This window comes from Pseudomonadota bacterium (genome assembly GCA_039024915.1).
Taxonomy (GTDB): Bacteria; Pseudomonadota; Alphaproteobacteria; order Rhizobiales; family MH13; genus MH13.
Genome location: JBCCPK010000007.1, coordinates 1 through 14,400 on the forward strand (window position 1 = coordinate 1; position 14,400 = coordinate 14,400).

At 54.9% G+C, this 14,400-nt stretch carries 15 protein-coding genes; 2 read left to right on the top strand and 13 right to left on the bottom strand.

Annotated features, from left to right (window positions below; translation table 11 throughout):
• Positions 1–291 precede the first annotated feature (291 nt).
• From AAF739_14150 to AAF739_14190, 9 genes are all read right to left on the bottom strand, one after another.
• Complete coding sequence (locus AAF739_14150; GenBank protein ID MEM6383810.1) at positions 292–732, bottom strand: hypothetical protein; 441 nt, start codon at positions 730–732, stop codon at positions 292–294.
• 221 nt (positions 733–953) lie between these two features.
• Positions 954–1,733, bottom strand: coding sequence for an HXXEE domain-containing protein (locus AAF739_14155; protein ID MEM6383811.1), 780 nt, complete (start codon positions 1,731–1,733; stop codon positions 954–956).
• The gene (locus AAF739_14160) at positions 1,726–2,166 is read right to left on the bottom strand and encodes a DUF6640 family protein (GenBank protein ID MEM6383812.1); all 441 of its coding nucleotides are present in this window, start codon (positions 2,164–2,166) and stop codon (positions 1,726–1,728) included. Before AAF739_14160 ends, AAF739_14155 begins: the two co-directional genes overlap by 8 nt.
• A 33-nt stretch (positions 2,167–2,199) precedes the next feature.
• The gene (locus AAF739_14165) at positions 2,200–2,766 is read right to left on the bottom strand and encodes an NAD(P)H-dependent oxidoreductase (GenBank protein ID MEM6383813.1); all 567 of its coding nucleotides are present in this window, start codon (positions 2,764–2,766) and stop codon (positions 2,200–2,202) included.
• Positions 2,767–2,811: 45 nt separating this feature from the next.
• Positions 2,812–3,321: a hypothetical protein gene (locus AAF739_14170; protein ID MEM6383814.1), complete on the bottom strand. Its 510-nt coding sequence runs from the start codon at positions 3,319–3,321 to the stop codon at positions 2,812–2,814.
• A gap of 40 nt (positions 3,322–3,361) precedes the next feature.
• Positions 3,362–3,739: a DoxX family protein gene (locus AAF739_14175; protein MEM6383815.1), complete on the bottom strand. Its 378-nt coding sequence runs from the start codon at positions 3,737–3,739 to the stop codon at positions 3,362–3,364.
• A 79-nt stretch (positions 3,740–3,818) separates the two neighbouring features.
• On the bottom strand, positions 3,819–5,729 hold the full coding sequence (locus tag AAF739_14180; GenBank protein MEM6383816.1) for a hypothetical protein: 1,911 nt from the start codon (positions 5,727–5,729) through the stop codon (positions 3,819–3,821).
• Between the two features lie 13 nt (positions 5,730–5,742).
• Entirely contained in the window at positions 5,743–6,342 is a 600-nt protein-coding gene (locus tag AAF739_14185) for a hypothetical protein (GenBank protein ID MEM6383817.1), read from the bottom strand.
• Positions 6,343–6,471: 129 nt separating this feature from the next.
• A complete protein-coding gene (locus AAF739_14190) occupies positions 6,472–7,602 on the bottom strand; it encodes an alpha/beta fold hydrolase (GenBank protein ID MEM6383818.1) in 1,131 nt (376 codons plus the stop codon).
• Between the two features lie 88 nt (positions 7,603–7,690).
• On the opposite strand from AAF739_14190, the gene AAF739_14195 reads away from it, so the two are divergent.
• Positions 7,691–8,599 carry a LysR family transcriptional regulator gene (locus AAF739_14195; protein MEM6383819.1) on the top strand — a complete coding sequence of 303 codons (909 nt, stop codon included), beginning with the start codon at positions 7,691–7,693 and terminating at the stop codon, positions 8,597–8,599.
• A gap of 172 nt (positions 8,600–8,771) precedes the next feature.
• Here AAF739_14195 and AAF739_14200 read toward each other — a convergent pair whose 3' ends face one another.
• The 4 genes from AAF739_14200 to AAF739_14215 all read right to left on the bottom strand — a co-directional run bounded on the left by AAF739_14200 (position 8,772) and on the right by AAF739_14215 (position 13,550).
• On the bottom strand, positions 8,772–10,778 hold the full coding sequence (locus AAF739_14200) for a methyl-accepting chemotaxis protein (protein ID MEM6383820.1): 2,007 nt from the start codon (positions 10,776–10,778) through the stop codon (positions 8,772–8,774).
• A gap of 384 nt (positions 10,779–11,162) precedes the next feature.
• Positions 11,163–12,227, bottom strand: a complete 1,065-nt coding sequence (locus tag AAF739_14205) for a PLP-dependent cysteine synthase family protein (protein ID MEM6383821.1) — start codon at positions 12,225–12,227, stop codon at positions 11,163–11,165.
• A 373-nt stretch (positions 12,228–12,600) separates the two neighbouring features.
• Positions 12,601–13,134, bottom strand: coding sequence for a gamma carbonic anhydrase family protein (locus AAF739_14210; GenBank protein ID MEM6383822.1), 534 nt, complete (start codon positions 13,132–13,134; stop codon positions 12,601–12,603).
• Positions 13,135–13,223: 89 nt separating this feature from the next.
• A complete protein-coding gene (locus AAF739_14215; GenBank protein ID MEM6383823.1) occupies positions 13,224–13,550 on the bottom strand; it encodes a hypothetical protein in 327 nt (108 codons plus the stop codon).
• Positions 13,551–13,664: 114 nt separating this feature from the next.
• Here AAF739_14215 and AAF739_14220 point away from each other — a divergent pair, with 114 nt between their 5' ends.
• A complete protein-coding gene (locus tag AAF739_14220) occupies positions 13,665–14,387 on the top strand; it encodes a hypothetical protein (GenBank protein ID MEM6383824.1) in 723 nt (240 codons plus the stop codon).
• The last annotated feature ends 13 nt before the right edge of the window (positions 14,388–14,400 follow it).

The following is a 14,400-nucleotide window of genomic DNA, read 5'->3' on the forward strand; positions in this document are numbered from 1 at the left end:
ACAATGAGCATCGCCCTCACGGAGCAATCGGCAATAAGGTCCCCATGGACCTGATGAAATCGGAACACGCATCCAGCCCGTGTTCCTGATTTGGTCCAGAAAACCCAATGCCCGACCGAGGGCGCGTTGGGGAGCGCTTCATTAGTCCGGAAAACTCAATGCCCGACCGAGCGTACGTTGGGGAGCGCTTCATTAGTCCGGAAAACTCAATGCCCGACCGAGCGTACGTTGGGGAGCGCTTCACAGGTCAGACGGGTTCTCCAAATCGCTGGAGGAAAGTCGGGTCTCAGGTCAATCCCAATCGCTCTGCCAAAAGGACAATTGGTAATCTACTAGCTCTTCGGGGTCTTCCGGAACGAAAAATTCCACCTTGCAGGGTCGGTCTGGAAACTGAAATTGCAGTTTTGCTGCCCACATTTCTTTTACGATGTTGCCCAAGAAAAGGAGCTTATCTGCTGACACATTGTCATCATCATGAATGTGAATATCTGCTAGGTGCCGGTGGTTGAGAACCCACTCGACGCCCTTAGGCGTAGAACCTGGCTGACTTTCAAAGCCTTCGATATTTTCTTTGGTCGTTCCTTCGTGAACGATGTATCTGCCTACGGCCTCAAATTCTGGCCAAAGCACGGCTGCGTAGCCAACTGCCAGCTTGTAGTTGCCCACGCACTCTGCCCATACCTCGAGCGAAACTCCGGCACCGTTGTTCCATGCTCCAAGTTCGGCGGCCATGCTGTTTGGGATTCGATATGGCAATAGACAGGCCCTAGCTCTCTGTGTTTTCGGTAGGACTATCAGAGGAACGTTCCCAAGGGCAGCTCCTCACTTGAGCGCCTTCCAAAATCCCCTACCCAAAACACCCGTGCCAAAAACGACGCTTTTTGGAGTCTCCAAAAACGTGAGGATTTGGAGCATTTTAGATCAGATGGAGAGACCTTCGCTGCCAGGATTGATCAGCTTGCACCGGATGGCCTGGCGCTGGTCTCTCGGTCATTCGAAAACGCAAAGGCAGGCGTGATCGACCAAGAAATCAAGGCGACAAAATACATGACCTCGTTTGCGACGTCTGTGCGGTTCATCAGAACGATCCCGCCTATCATGATGATATGCGCCAGGAGACCCCACAACAGGCTGGCGAGTACAAGACCGGCCGAAGCTGCACCGCTCTTCAAGAGCGCGATGTAGGCGAAAATGCCCAGTGGCAAGAACACAAGCACAGCCGTTAAGAGGCCCGGATTGTAGCCTCCGGCCAAGCCCGCCGCACCGATATGGCTAATCCCGTTCACGACAACGATGGCGGCCATGCACAGAGGCGCGAAGATGTGCTGCGAGCCCTTCCAAATCGCCAACGTTCCAACAAGCCAAACAAGAGATGTGTTGATCACAAAGATGGACGCGTCCGAAATGAGTTCGGTACCATCTCGCTGCCCTATAAGGTTTGAGAGAAAGCTGTTGAGGTAGGGTTTGAAGGCGAAAGTCTGGCCGTACAGATCGACCCAGTGCTCCTCAAACTGATGGACAATGTACGCGATCAGTAGGCCTAGCGAGAGGATCCGCGCGTCGCTCCAATTGGTATCGCTCGATTTGAAGGCAAGTGCGGCAAACGCAAGGAAGGGAGCCATGAAGGTGCCGACCTTCATCCAATGTTCGAGCAGAAAGTCGTGTTGACCAAGCGGTACCCAGAGCATCGCAAATGCCAGGATCAACGCGGCAATTTGGGCTCTTTCAGCCATTGGTGAATGGCGAGCGATAGATGCGTATCGCCGCGACAAGCGCAGCGACGAGCAAGATGCTCACGACCGAAAACAGGAACATGTTGGATTCGATCCCAGCAATGGTGTGCGTATGGCCGTTGCTATCGACAAGTGCGCCCCCGTATCCGTCGCGAAACAGCGTTGCCACCCAGAAGCCCGCTGCAAACATCATTCCAAGGGCGATTGGGACAAAGACCTCATCTCTGCGCCAAATCAAAAACAAGGCAATGCTGGATACCCCAGCGGTGAAGGCGAGAAACCAGGCCGTATGGAAGCGTGCATGTTCGCTCCACAGGGGATTGAACAGGTGCGTTTCGTTCAGGTCTGCCAGAGCAGGAATGAAGCCGTAGAAGATCGTGATGGCGCTCACGAATACTTTGAGCGCAAGTTTCGCGACGGGGTTATTGATCATTGCACCCTGGTCCCATTCGCTGCATTCGGAGCATCACCGTTGGGCTTTCACAGCGTCGTAAAAGCTCGATAGCTGATTTCGAAGTTCGCGCTTGAGCTCGGGCGTGGTAACGCCCGCACCTTCGGCATCGAAGTGCTCAGCGAAGGGACCGAAATTGAACGTCCCTGCGAGCTTCCCGCCGAAAAACGGCGCGGCTTCGGACGCGATGCGCAACACGTTCTGACCACCGCCACGTCCTGGAGAGGTGGCCATCAAAAACAGCGGCTTGTCCTGATAAATCTGCATCTTGATCCGGCTGCACCAGTCAAAAACATTCTTAAATGCGGCCGTATAGTTTCCATTATACTCGGCAAAAGAGATCATGAGGCCGTCGGCGGCGCCCAAACGATCGTAGAATGCGTGAGCCTCTGCTGGGATGCCTGCCGCCTGCCTTTCGGGGCTGTAAACAGGCATATCGAAATCGGCGAGATCGAGCGTTTCAATCGTGATGTCAGCGCCCATCTCATCGCGCAGAGTCTCTGCAGCATGCAGGACAAGCTGCGCATTTATGGAGGCCGCGCTGTTGCTTGCAGCAAAAGCTAAGATGGTGGATTGGCTCATCGGCTGGTCCCTAGGTTTTGCCGCAGCAATAGGATTGGATGCGTTCTAGGACCCTTGACCGGCGCGCAGCATTACAATGGGCGTCCACCCTTGCTCAAACTCGTCTTCGCTGAGGACACCGTTGCCATCGAAATCGGCGCGGTCGAAATCTCGACGTGTGCCTATGCGCAACTCGCGAGCGTCGATGTCTTTGCTCGCATCTAAGTCCGTAACTGCGAACATGACGCGCTTAACCAAGGCCATATCGGCAGCTCTGCCTTCGCTCCGTGCGAGGTACGCAAAGCCGAAATCCCAAGCCATGAACTCCTCTAAACTGAGGCGCTCATTTGCATCGGTATCGGCAGAGAGAGCTATGCTTTGGGTGAGTTGGGTTACTTCGGCAAAATCCAGCGTCCCATTGCCCGTGGTATCCACACTAGAAAAGATGACCTCTGTCAGCTCTCTGCCATTCTCCCAGGCCAAACCTTCAGCTGGTAGAGCCAAGATGGCCAGGGCGGTTAATAGTCTTAACTTCATGTTTTTGTCTTTCTTTCGTTCTGCATGGGAGTGCTGCATCTGAATGGTCAGCAGTTAGAGGGTCTTTACTGGGCAGGCTCTACGACCTGGCCATGAAGCGTGCGGCTAGCGGCTCTATCTGCGCGCGTTGGACGTAGATGACTGCTGCGCAAAAAGCCGCCAGAATGAGAGCGGGGACTGCTGAGGGTCCCAGAATCAACAAGTGGAAGAGCGCCCCACAAAGCATGGTCGCCAGCAGCAGGGCCGCGCCAAGAACGTTCAGGCCAGGTACCCAGAGAAGCGCGGCGGCACCAAGCTCCACAAGCGCGGTCACGTAGCGAAACCATTGGCCCCACCCGATGGTCTCGAAAATATCTACCATCATCGAAACACCGAGCAGTTTGGCACCGCCTGCAGCTACGAAAATAAGTGTCAGTAAAGCGCGCAGCCCTACGTCGGCTCCTCTTTGCAAAGTCATCAGCAAAACCTTCCATCCGTTGTTCGTAGCGCAGCAATGGTAGCGTGCGCCCGAGAGATAAATGTCCCGGGCGCGCCTCTCAGTAGATGTGTGGATCGACTGGGTCTGTGCCTGCTTCAAGCTCGGCCATGTCGCCAATGCCGTCCCCGTCGGAATCGGCCTTGTAGGGATAGGTGCCTGCCTCTAACTCGGCTGCGTTGTCGATGCCGTCGCCGTCAATGTCCGGATCCAAACTGTCTTCGGTGCCGTCACGATCTGTATCGGCCCAACGGCTGGGATCGGCTGGGAAGCCGTCGAATGCGTCTTCCACCCCGTCGCTATCGGTATCGATTGCCGGCGGTGTGAAGGTACCGTTCCATTCGCTGGCGGCATCAGGGACCTTTCCGCTGTTGATCTCGGACAGGATCAAGTCGGCTAGCTCGCTCATATGGTAGGCACGTTGCTCACTGGGCAGGCCAAGGTGAACACCTGGCTTCCAGCCCAGTGGCCCAAGATTGCGCAGCGTCCAAGACATGCTGAGCTGGTCTGTGACAGCGGCAACCGATTGCATCGAGCCTGACAGCCATGCCGTCACAACCGGGATCGCAAGGATCTCTTGCACTTGTCGGTCCGAATAGTGACGCCGCAGCTCTTCAATGTGAGCGGCAGTGACGCGCGTCGGCAAACGCCCCGCATCGCGGGCAAAGCGAAGGGCGGATTTGAAGGCTGGATCATCCGCCAACTGCTCAGACCGCTCAAAGTCCATGAGAGATTGGATGTAGGCCAGAAGCGGGGCTTTCTGGTCGTCAGGAATTTCTGACCAAAAATTATCGGCTTCGGTGTAGTCCCAGATTCCGAAGGCACCGTGTGCTTGGCAATGTACGCAGCCAGAGGCTAACTGGTAGACGAAGAACAGCGACCAGATTTCTGGAAAATCCATGCTGCGCTCTCGTTGCAGCAGGTACTCGTCCATCGCCAAAGTGCCGAAAGCGGCACCCCGGTCCCAAAAGGTGTCCAACATGTTACGATCGCTGTAGGGAACTGTCGAACTGACCTCGGGTGGACCGGTATAGTAGTCGTAGTCATAGGCAGCGACGTCAAAAGCTGGCGTTCCCTCCACAGGGACGTTGGCGGCGATTGCGTCTTCGTCCTGCCATTGCAAAAGCGTGCTTGGAAACGCGTCAAACGGTTCTTCTATGCCATCGCCATCCCCGTCGAAGGTCACGATGGAGACATCGTAGCCGGTGACGAAGTTGAGCCAATCGGTCTCGAGAACCGGATCGACGGCGCCGTAGTCATCTCGCACCCAGCTGGCATCGATTTCTGCAACGAAACCGATTTGAGCTTCGCCCACAAACGGGTTTGTGCGCTGCTCTTGAGGAGAGGTCGGTGCGTTATGACCCAGCTCCCAGCCGACAGCCGCTAAGTTCTCCATCGCCCATTCTACCGTTTCTTGGTCGGTAACGATGGGGAGCACCGCGTCGTGCGTCGCTGACGCGTGGTTGATGGCGCCCAGTTGCATAAGCTCAGCAATGGCGCGGTCGGTGTAGTTGGTGCGCAGAAGCGCATGGATATCCGCCGAGGAGGTGATCGGGTACCGTCCCATGACGTCTATATAGGTGAACGCTGCCTTGAGACGGGGGTCTTCAAGATTTTGGACATAGTTAGGATCGAAAATCGCGAGGATATCTTCCAGTGGCACACCCATCAGCGACAGCTGGTAGGCGCTGCGCGCTGTATGGTGGCCGCTCTCTGACAGGATCATTTGCCGCAGCGTGAGCATCCATTTGGTCGTGCTGTCAAAGAAGGCGTCGCGATGGATCATCGCATCGGCTGTCATCAGACCCTCGTAGAACTCACGCAGATTGCTTATGTCGATCTTATGCCGGTCATAAAATGGCATTGCACGATCGACCGCAGGTGGCTGAGGTGCAATATCGGCCAAAGCCAAAGACGATGCAAAGGTCGCACAGACTAGCGTGGTGCTCGCCAAGAGTGTTTTCAGACGCATAGGATTGCTCTCCTTATTCGGCAAGCAGGAACATCGTGTTCGGATTTGGGGAGTGTGACGGTACGTTTTGGAGCACGTCCCAGTGCTCCTCTAGAAGCCCGGTCTCTTCGTCAAAACGGTACATATCAACCGCCGCAATCCCGAGATCGCGAGGGTCGTCGTGATCAAGGTTCCGAAAATTCACATGGGCAAAGGCGTAGTTTCCCGAGACGATGATCCGATGGATATCGATGGAAATCGTTCGCTCCTCAACCGAGCCGCCAAAAAGTTCGGCCAAGGGTGCGCGACCATTGGGAAGAAAAATGCTATGCTGGATATACTCGTCCGAGATGTACGGGGCTAGGTTCTCGTTCGTGGCGCCTGATACGAATATCTCGTAGATATCGATTACCCGCTGTACGATCTCCAACTCCGCTTCTGTTTCGGCAAGAATGTGGGTGTCGAAGTCCGTTGGCACAGAGTTCTTGTAGATCGCGCCTTGTTCCCACGCTCGCGTAGGCGGTGCGAACGGGTTGCTATCTTGGGCGGCGCTCGGCGATGGGCCCGCCATGACTGCAAGGCTAGCGACAGCAACCAGGCAGGTGGGCAGTGATGTCGTCAGTTTTGAAAGCATGTGATCCTCGTTGATTGGCAAAGCGCTACCGGCGACGCCAAGCGCTGTGCTGGCTCGTGGGTTCGTGGTTCAGATTGTGGAGGACATTCGCTGACCGCTGCGGGCCGAATGAATGTGCCTTGATTGCCGTTAGTTCTTCGCTGGGAACTGGAACGTCACGGGGTGGGAAAAGACCATCTCTGGCCGGTTTTCATTGCCGTTCTCGAACAGTTCCCGCGCCAGATCAGCCACCATGTGCGGGTCTTCGGCATGGAGGAAATGGTTCGCGCCAACGATTGCGACACGCGCGTCGGGCAATAAGTCAGCGGATGTCATATATTCCTCGGCCTTTTGTCCTGGATCGTGATCGCCCTGGATCAACAGAACTGGCATTGTGAGCTTGTCGATCACGTTGGCCATCCGGAATTCTAGCTCGATGTCAAAGCTTGTTCCTTGAAACGTGCGCGCGGCCGCTTCTGGTGTACCTTCGAACTCAAACTCCCAATCAAGGCGCTGAAGAAAGCGCTCGGGGAAGTGTACGGAGCCATAATCGCCGGAGTATGCGGTGCGCGCGACGTTATCCTGGCTTTGGAACTCAACAGACGCCATTGCCTCATGGGGCGGACGTGGCAGTCCGTGTGGCTGATCAAAAGATTGCTGCATCCGAACGTAGGCCGCGATGCGCTCACTCATGCCGTCGATCGCGATCAAATTTTCACTGACGATGGTGCCGCGATCGTGGCTGATGAGGTTGAAGTCCGAGACGCCGATATTGTCCAAAAGCGTGCTCAGGCTCGCTGCAGCACCGGCATAGCTCACGTCAATCTCCGGGCCTTTATCTGATTGCCCATAGCCAAGTACATCGACGGCGATCACATAGTAATGGTCGGATAGCAGCGCCATTACCTCAGCGTTCGCCCACCACGTGTCAGGGTATCCGTGCACCATCAGCACGACCTCATCGGCGGGGTCACCTGCGGTCACGAAATGCCAAACTGGCCCGCCCCCATCAACAAACCAGTGCGTGCCAAACACGCCATCACCCAGATGCTCGACCTCGCCATGCTGGCTAACCCGAAGGGTCGCCGGAAAGGCTTCGGGATACCGGTCTACATCGGCGGAAATCCGTGCCAGTGGATAGGGTTCGTAGGAGAATTCCACCCACTCAGCGTGGGGCGCCTGATCGTCCGCATGAGCAAGGTTCGCGAATGGTGCAGAAAAAACCATAAGCGCGGTCATTGCCGTCGCCGATACTGGAATGAAAAATCTTTTTGCAGGCATCGTTGGTCACCGTCGTGTCCTAGCCAGATGAAGGTGGGCCTGGTGCCGTTGATTGATCAAATTGATTTTTTAGATCATCATCATTGGCATGAAGAATATTAGCGCCGTCGATCTGAACCTGCTGGTCGCCTTCCAAGCGATGTTGGAAGAGCGCAGCGTAACCAGAGCAGCCAACCGTATCGGGCTGGCGCAACCGTCGATGAGCAACGCGCTCGCCCGGCTGCGGGCTTTGTTTGACGACGAGCTTTTCGTTCGGACACCGCAAGGGATGGTGCCCACGCGCTTGGCCTTAGACGCTGCCGATCATGTGAAAGCAGCGGTCGCTGCCGCGGACAGTGCCTTCAATGTCGGCGAGGTGTTTTCTCCGAAAACCGCGACGGGAACATTTCGGATCTTGACCCATGATTTGATCGAAATAACGGTGTTGCCCGATCTTCTTCGGACCGTCGAAAAAGACGCTCCGAACATTCATGTGGGCGTAAGATCTTTGGTGGGCGAAAGCTTCGAAGAAGATCTCGATTTTGGTCGAGCAGACATAGCTGTTTGCGCTGCGGCGGCGGTACCAAAGCGGTTCAGCTATCAAGTCGTCTTTCGTGAATCCTTCGTCTGCCTCGCACGCCTTGGACACCCCATCGTCAGGGGGAACGAACTCAATCTCGAGACCTATTTGGCCTGCAAGCACGCAACAATGTCCCGTCAACCTGAGGGCAAAGCAATCGTTGATGAGGCATTAGCGGGGATGGGTCGGTCGCGCGAGATAAGCGCCAGCGTGGCCAACTTCGGGTCACTGCCTCCCCTGGTTATTGAGACCGATCTGATCGCTGTGATCCCGTTACGCCTGGCAAAGAAGGCGTGCCACGTTATGCCCTTGGTCATGTTTGAATTGCCCTTCGATCTGCCCAGCATCGAGGTGAAACTCATCTGGAACCGCAGTGTGGACCGATCCCCCATGTCCGTCTGGTTTCGAGATCTCATGGTCAAAACAGTCTCGGCCTAGTCGGCAGGTTTGCAAACTCTGGTTCCAAAAACGACCGTTTTTGGAGTTTCCAAAAAGGTACGTTTTTGGAACATAAGAGCCGATAGAAACCGTCCTTTTCTACCGATTGGCAAGCGGCCAGGACGACCCCTGTTGGAACTTCCAACACGGGTCGTTTCTGAGGTTTGAACCTCTATGCGGCCCTCACGTTGGCCAAGAATTGACCAACGTTCTCACGCAAGCGCTGTGCTTCACCAACAAGCTGTGAGGACGCTGCCTTAACATCATTCGCGGCGGAGCCTGTTTGCTCGACGGCGGAGGAAACCTCGGAGATGTTTTCGGACACTTCTTGCGTACCATCGGCCGCTTGCTGCGTGTTGCGGGCGATCTCTTGCGTTGCCGAATGCTGCTCTTCCACGGCAGCAGCAATCGATGATGAGGTGCTGTTCAGCTCCTTGATCATACCTCCAATTTTCTCGATAGCTGATACGACGGCGTCGGTGTCGCCTTGCATACCGGTGATCTGAGTGGAGATTTGCTCAGTGGCCTTCGCAGTCTGTTCAGCTAAGGTTTTCACCTCGGTCGCAACAACGGCAAACCCTTTGCCCGCTTCACCTGCGCGCGCCGCTTCAATGGTCGCATTGAGGGCAAGTAGGTTCGTTTGCTCCGCAATGTCAGAGATCATTGAAATCACGTTTCCAATGGTCTGCGCGCCGACAGCAAGCTTACCCACCATCTGCGTTGAATCTTCTGCACTCATAGCCGCGTCACTCGTCATGCTGGCAGCCTGACCAACTCGCTCAGACACTTCTGAAATTGAGTTCGACATTTCTTCAGAGGCGGCAGCGACAGTGCCAACATTAGTGGATGCTTCTTCAGAGGCGGCTGCGACAGCTGTTGAGCGCTCAGAGGCCCGGTTGGCCGCTTCGCTGAGTACCTCGGCCAAACCGACCATCTGTTCAGCGGCGCTAGAAACAGCTGTCACGACGCCATTCACATTCGCCTCAAAGTCGTCAGCCATGGCATCCATGGCACGGCTCTTCTCCGCCTCGGCTGCAGCTTCGGCTTCTTTTTGTTCCGCCTCAATACGAACCTTTTCTCGCCCATTTTCTTGGAACACCAACAGCGCACGCGCCATGTCGCCAAGCTCATCCTTGCGCTCAGCACCAATGATCTCAATGTCGAGTTGTCCGCCTGCCAGTTCATTCATGCGCCCAACTACACGGGCGATTGAGCCGGAGAGAAGTCGTCCGATGAGGAACGCGGCTGCGACACCGAGAGCGAACGCGACAACAGCAATGATGGTTGTGTTGCGTAACGTGGTGGCCACATCGGCTGATGCCTGGGGCCCAAGTGTGTTTTGGGTATGCACCACAGTCGACAGAACGCTGTTATAGCCAGCCATCAGTTCGGGGCCAATTGAGTCTAAACGATCCCGTAGGATACCGTTGCGGGTCTCAATGAGGCTTACAATCTCACCATAGTGGCCCTCGAAGGTGTTCACCTGAGCATCAAATTGCGCGGCTAGACGGCGGCGTACCGGGTTCTGCAAGCTCGCCAAGAGGGTGCGCATGTTCTCTCGAACAGTCTCAATCTCCGCATAGGTGCGGTCACGATCGTCTTCGCGATTTTCAAGCAGAAACTTTTCACCGTAGTAACGCGCAAGCATCAGGTGTTGCTGAACAAGCCCGCCATAATATGCGGCCTCAATGTCCGCGTCGTTGTAGGCACTCTCGATGATCTCAGTCATCGTGGTGCGTGCATCGCGGCCAACTTGGTTCATCTGTGGCACAAGCTCGTTACGCCGGGCCTGAATGTCTACAACCTCGGCAAAGCCTGCCTTGTAGTCGTCCAAAGAACCCTCAAGGCCAGTAATCTGCGCAACGAGGTTCTGGTCGACCAAGAACGAGGAGATCTCGTCATTCAATGCACGAAGCTCGGTTACGCTGTTAGCGACACGCTCAGCAGCGGCCTCGTCATTACTGATGCGGTATTGCATGACGCCAAGACGTGCAGTGATGAGGTCAATCTTCGCGTCGTTTACCAGTAGGCTCTCTCGCGCCGCCTGTCGGTAGTCGGTGAACACGTCACCGATGTTCGATGTTCCGCGCAGGGACATCATCGCGAGAAGCGCCATCAGCAACAGCACAAGGCCGAAGCCCGATGCGATCACTTGTTTTAGAGAAAATGACGTGAGCATCGGGGGGTTACCTTTGCGTTAGAGGGCGCGCACGAAGTTTACGTGGCGAAGAGCAAACGGCAACGATGGATAACAAACTGCTAATTAAGGTTAGAAACTCGCAATACTGCGTCCCGAGGTATCAGTTCCGCCTGCGTTGGATGCCAGGCCAAAAACTCTTAACCAAAACACCTGTGCCAAAATGTTAGGTTTTGGAGAACTGTACCGCGCGTCTGATCACACTTCCGAAGCAATTTTAGTACTGCTTCCGTTGTCATGCGATCCATGTCAGCGTCGGGCATATACGATTGAAAGCGCAACAGTTATCGAGGGCTAAGACAACCGGTTGGGGTAAAAAGTGACGATCAATTTAATGCACTTTGGAGGGTTCCCGTCCAAACTTCATCAACGATTTGTTGCTGACAAGGTGTTCAGCAGGCGAGTCTCATATCCGAGATCTTCAAGGCCTTTTTTCTGACTGCGCGCTTTAGGGTCATACAGGTCAGGATATATTTCACCCCCGTCGCACATAAGAGTCACGATGGTGATCGGTTTGGCGCCTGCTTTGCTCTCGTTTTCCATCGCTATCTGGATTGAACCCCAAATATTTGAGCCGGTGGAGGGGCCCGCCTTTTTCCTGGTAAGTTCATGAAGCCAAAGCATTGACGCAATTGCCTCGCGATTAGACACTTGCTTCATGTCATCGATAACCTCTTTCAAAAACGATTTCTCTACCCGTGGTCGCCCGATTCCCTCTGCGAGATTCTCTTCTGCATTCTTGTCCAGCTGTTTTACCCCCATTTCCCAATGTCCAAAAAACGCCGACTTATAGGGGTCAACTACTACTAATTTAGTCCGAAAATTTTTATATCTAATATATCGACCAATCGTAGCAGATGTTCCACCCGTGCCTGCACCAACGACTATGTAGTCAGGTATGGGATTAGACTCTCTCTGCAATTGAGAAAATATTGTTTCTGCGATGTTATTGTTGCCGCGCCAATCGGTAGCTTGCTCCGCATACTTAAATTGGTTCATAAAGTAGTAGCCACGATTTTTAAGTCGTCTTATGGCTTTCTTTCGCGCGTTGGAACTGTCAAAAACCTCTAAACGACCGCCGTAAAATTTTATAAGCTTTTTCTTTTCATCGCTGATGTTTTTATCCACCACCGCAATAAATTTTACTCCAATTAACTGAGCGAAATAAGCTTCGGATATCGCAGTGTTTCCTGAGGATTCTTCGAATACTGTAGTGTCTTCATGGATTCTACCATTACAAAGGGCATGCAAGAAAAGAGACGCAGCAAGTCGATGTTTCAAATTGCCGGTGGGGTGGGTGCTCTCATCCTTCAAGTATATGTCTGCCTTTGTAAAGTTTGTTGGCAGTTTGAAGAGGTGGGTGTCTGCCGTCCCGTGGTTTTCGCGAACGATGCTCTGGATTGCATTGCGAGCCCATTTGTCGTTAGACATGTCAATCTCCGATCCAATTCATGTGCCATCGAAGCCGATTGCAAGTGATTTGGGAAGTATGACTTCCTAATTAAGTGAAATTTTTCGCAGCTGTTGAATAACGTGCATGCGGCTTTCCACTTTTGGCTATCAACATACAATTGTTTTGCTTATTTAAAGCTGATTTGGCGAAACAGGTTCGCTATTATTTTGCTCGTGACCCATTCAGTGAATATGCTTAAAAGTCTGACAATTGCATCTGAAGCGAAATTCGAGTCGGTCTGTACAGTAATTAGGATTTTCGAGGAGATTTTGAGCACTGGCAAACGCGACAGCGCGCCTGAATCACGTCATATGCGGACGTTCTTGGGTCGGCCCAGCCACCCCGCCATCGCTACCGATCAAGGCGCTTGAGGCCCTTGGCGAAGCGCTCCGCGTTCTCGACATAGTGGGCCGCTGATTTCTCAAGCATGCTAGCGGCGCCCTCGCCCAGAGACTTCACTTCACGTGCGGGCACGCCAACGGCGAGTTTATCTTCCGCGATGGTCTTGTTCTCGGACACAAGGGCATTGGCACCGACGATCGAGCGGCTGCCGATCCGTGCTCCGTTCAGAACGGTGGCACCCATCCCGATCAGGGCGAAGTCACCCAGCGTACAGCCATGCAAAATCGCCTTGTGCCCAATGGTGCACCCGCGCCCCACGGTGAGCGGGAAACCCATATCGGTGTGCATCATCACCATGTCCTGAACGTTGGTATCAGGACCGATGTCGATCCATTCATTGTCACCGCGCAGAACGGCGCCAAACCAGACACTGGCTCCAGGATGGAGACGCACCTTGCCGATCACCCGGGCGGACGGCGCTATCCATGTACGAGCCGGGTCGACAATCTCGGGTTCCGCGTCATCAAGTGCGTACAGTGCCATGCGTGCTCCCCGAAGACCCCTGTTTGCCTCGCGTTGAAACACCGCGTCTCAAAGCGACACACCGCCCAACCGTGACCGGGAGCCCGCGCTTACGAAACCGAAAGGGCGAAGCTGAGCACCAGGACACCAACACAGGCGCTCCAAAGGGTGGCGACGCCGAAGCTTGCGAACAACCACCCCAAAGGTCGATGTTCGATGAACCGGCCCCGCAGCGCGTTGCGCATAATGATGTAAGGGGCGGCCCAGACCACCAGAACAGCTTGGAAAACCAGAGAAAAGAATGGCGCGTCGCCGGCTCCGAACAACATTTCAAATCGCGCCGGGCGGCTGGTCACCAATTGGTACCCCGTCGCCAACAGCGCTGCCCACACAAAGCCGCATGCCGCGGCATAGGTGAACAACATCGGCTCACTCATACTCGTACTACCCTGTCTCACTGTGCGCCAACGCTGCGGTGGCTGGAGACAACACTGCAAGAGCCGTGCCTTATGGTAAAGGGATCATTAAGGTCGTTGCGCTACGTGGTTAACATGACTGTGTTCGACCCACGCTTGCTTGATGATGATCGACCGTTCGCGGTCGTGCCGTTTACAGTTTTCACTGCGGCGCTTGTGCTGATGACAGCCTTGTTCATCGGCCACATCGGGTTGCGCGAGAAGGGACTGGTCGTCTCCGAGCGCAGCCAACACGAGCAGCGCCTGAGCGCTTATGAGATCGTCGTAGGCGGAATCAATTTCCGCGTGCCGGCGGGCTACCTTCGCTTTGCCGAGCAGCAACGTTCCGGCGTTTTGCCGGGCTATGATCTCGCGCTCGCCTGGCCGACGATGGCGCCCCTTGGGGACGCGGAAACGTTGCGCGCCACACCGCGCGAACGCATTGTCTTCATCGGGGTTGCCGAAGCGGGCGAAGCGCTCGACACCACAGATCTTCTGGGATCGGTGTATCGTGAGGTCTTTGTCGGACCCGTGACGACCGATGAAAGCGGTCTTGTGCGCCGCCGCCTTGATCCGCAGGCGGGATATGGTCACGACAGCGTCGTTTTCGACATCACCCAAGGCACCGGTTTTGCTGCTCGGTGTTCGGCCGGCGGCGAGACCATCTGGTCAACCTGCTATCGCGACGTGATCCTGACGAACGGCCTTACTGTGACCTACCGCTTTTCACCCGAGCTGTTGGCGCAGTGGGAAGACCTCGACCGGAGCATTCTTGGCTTCCTGCTCAGGTTGGCGCAATCAAGTGCCGAAGCGCGTTAGAGGCCAGCGTCTT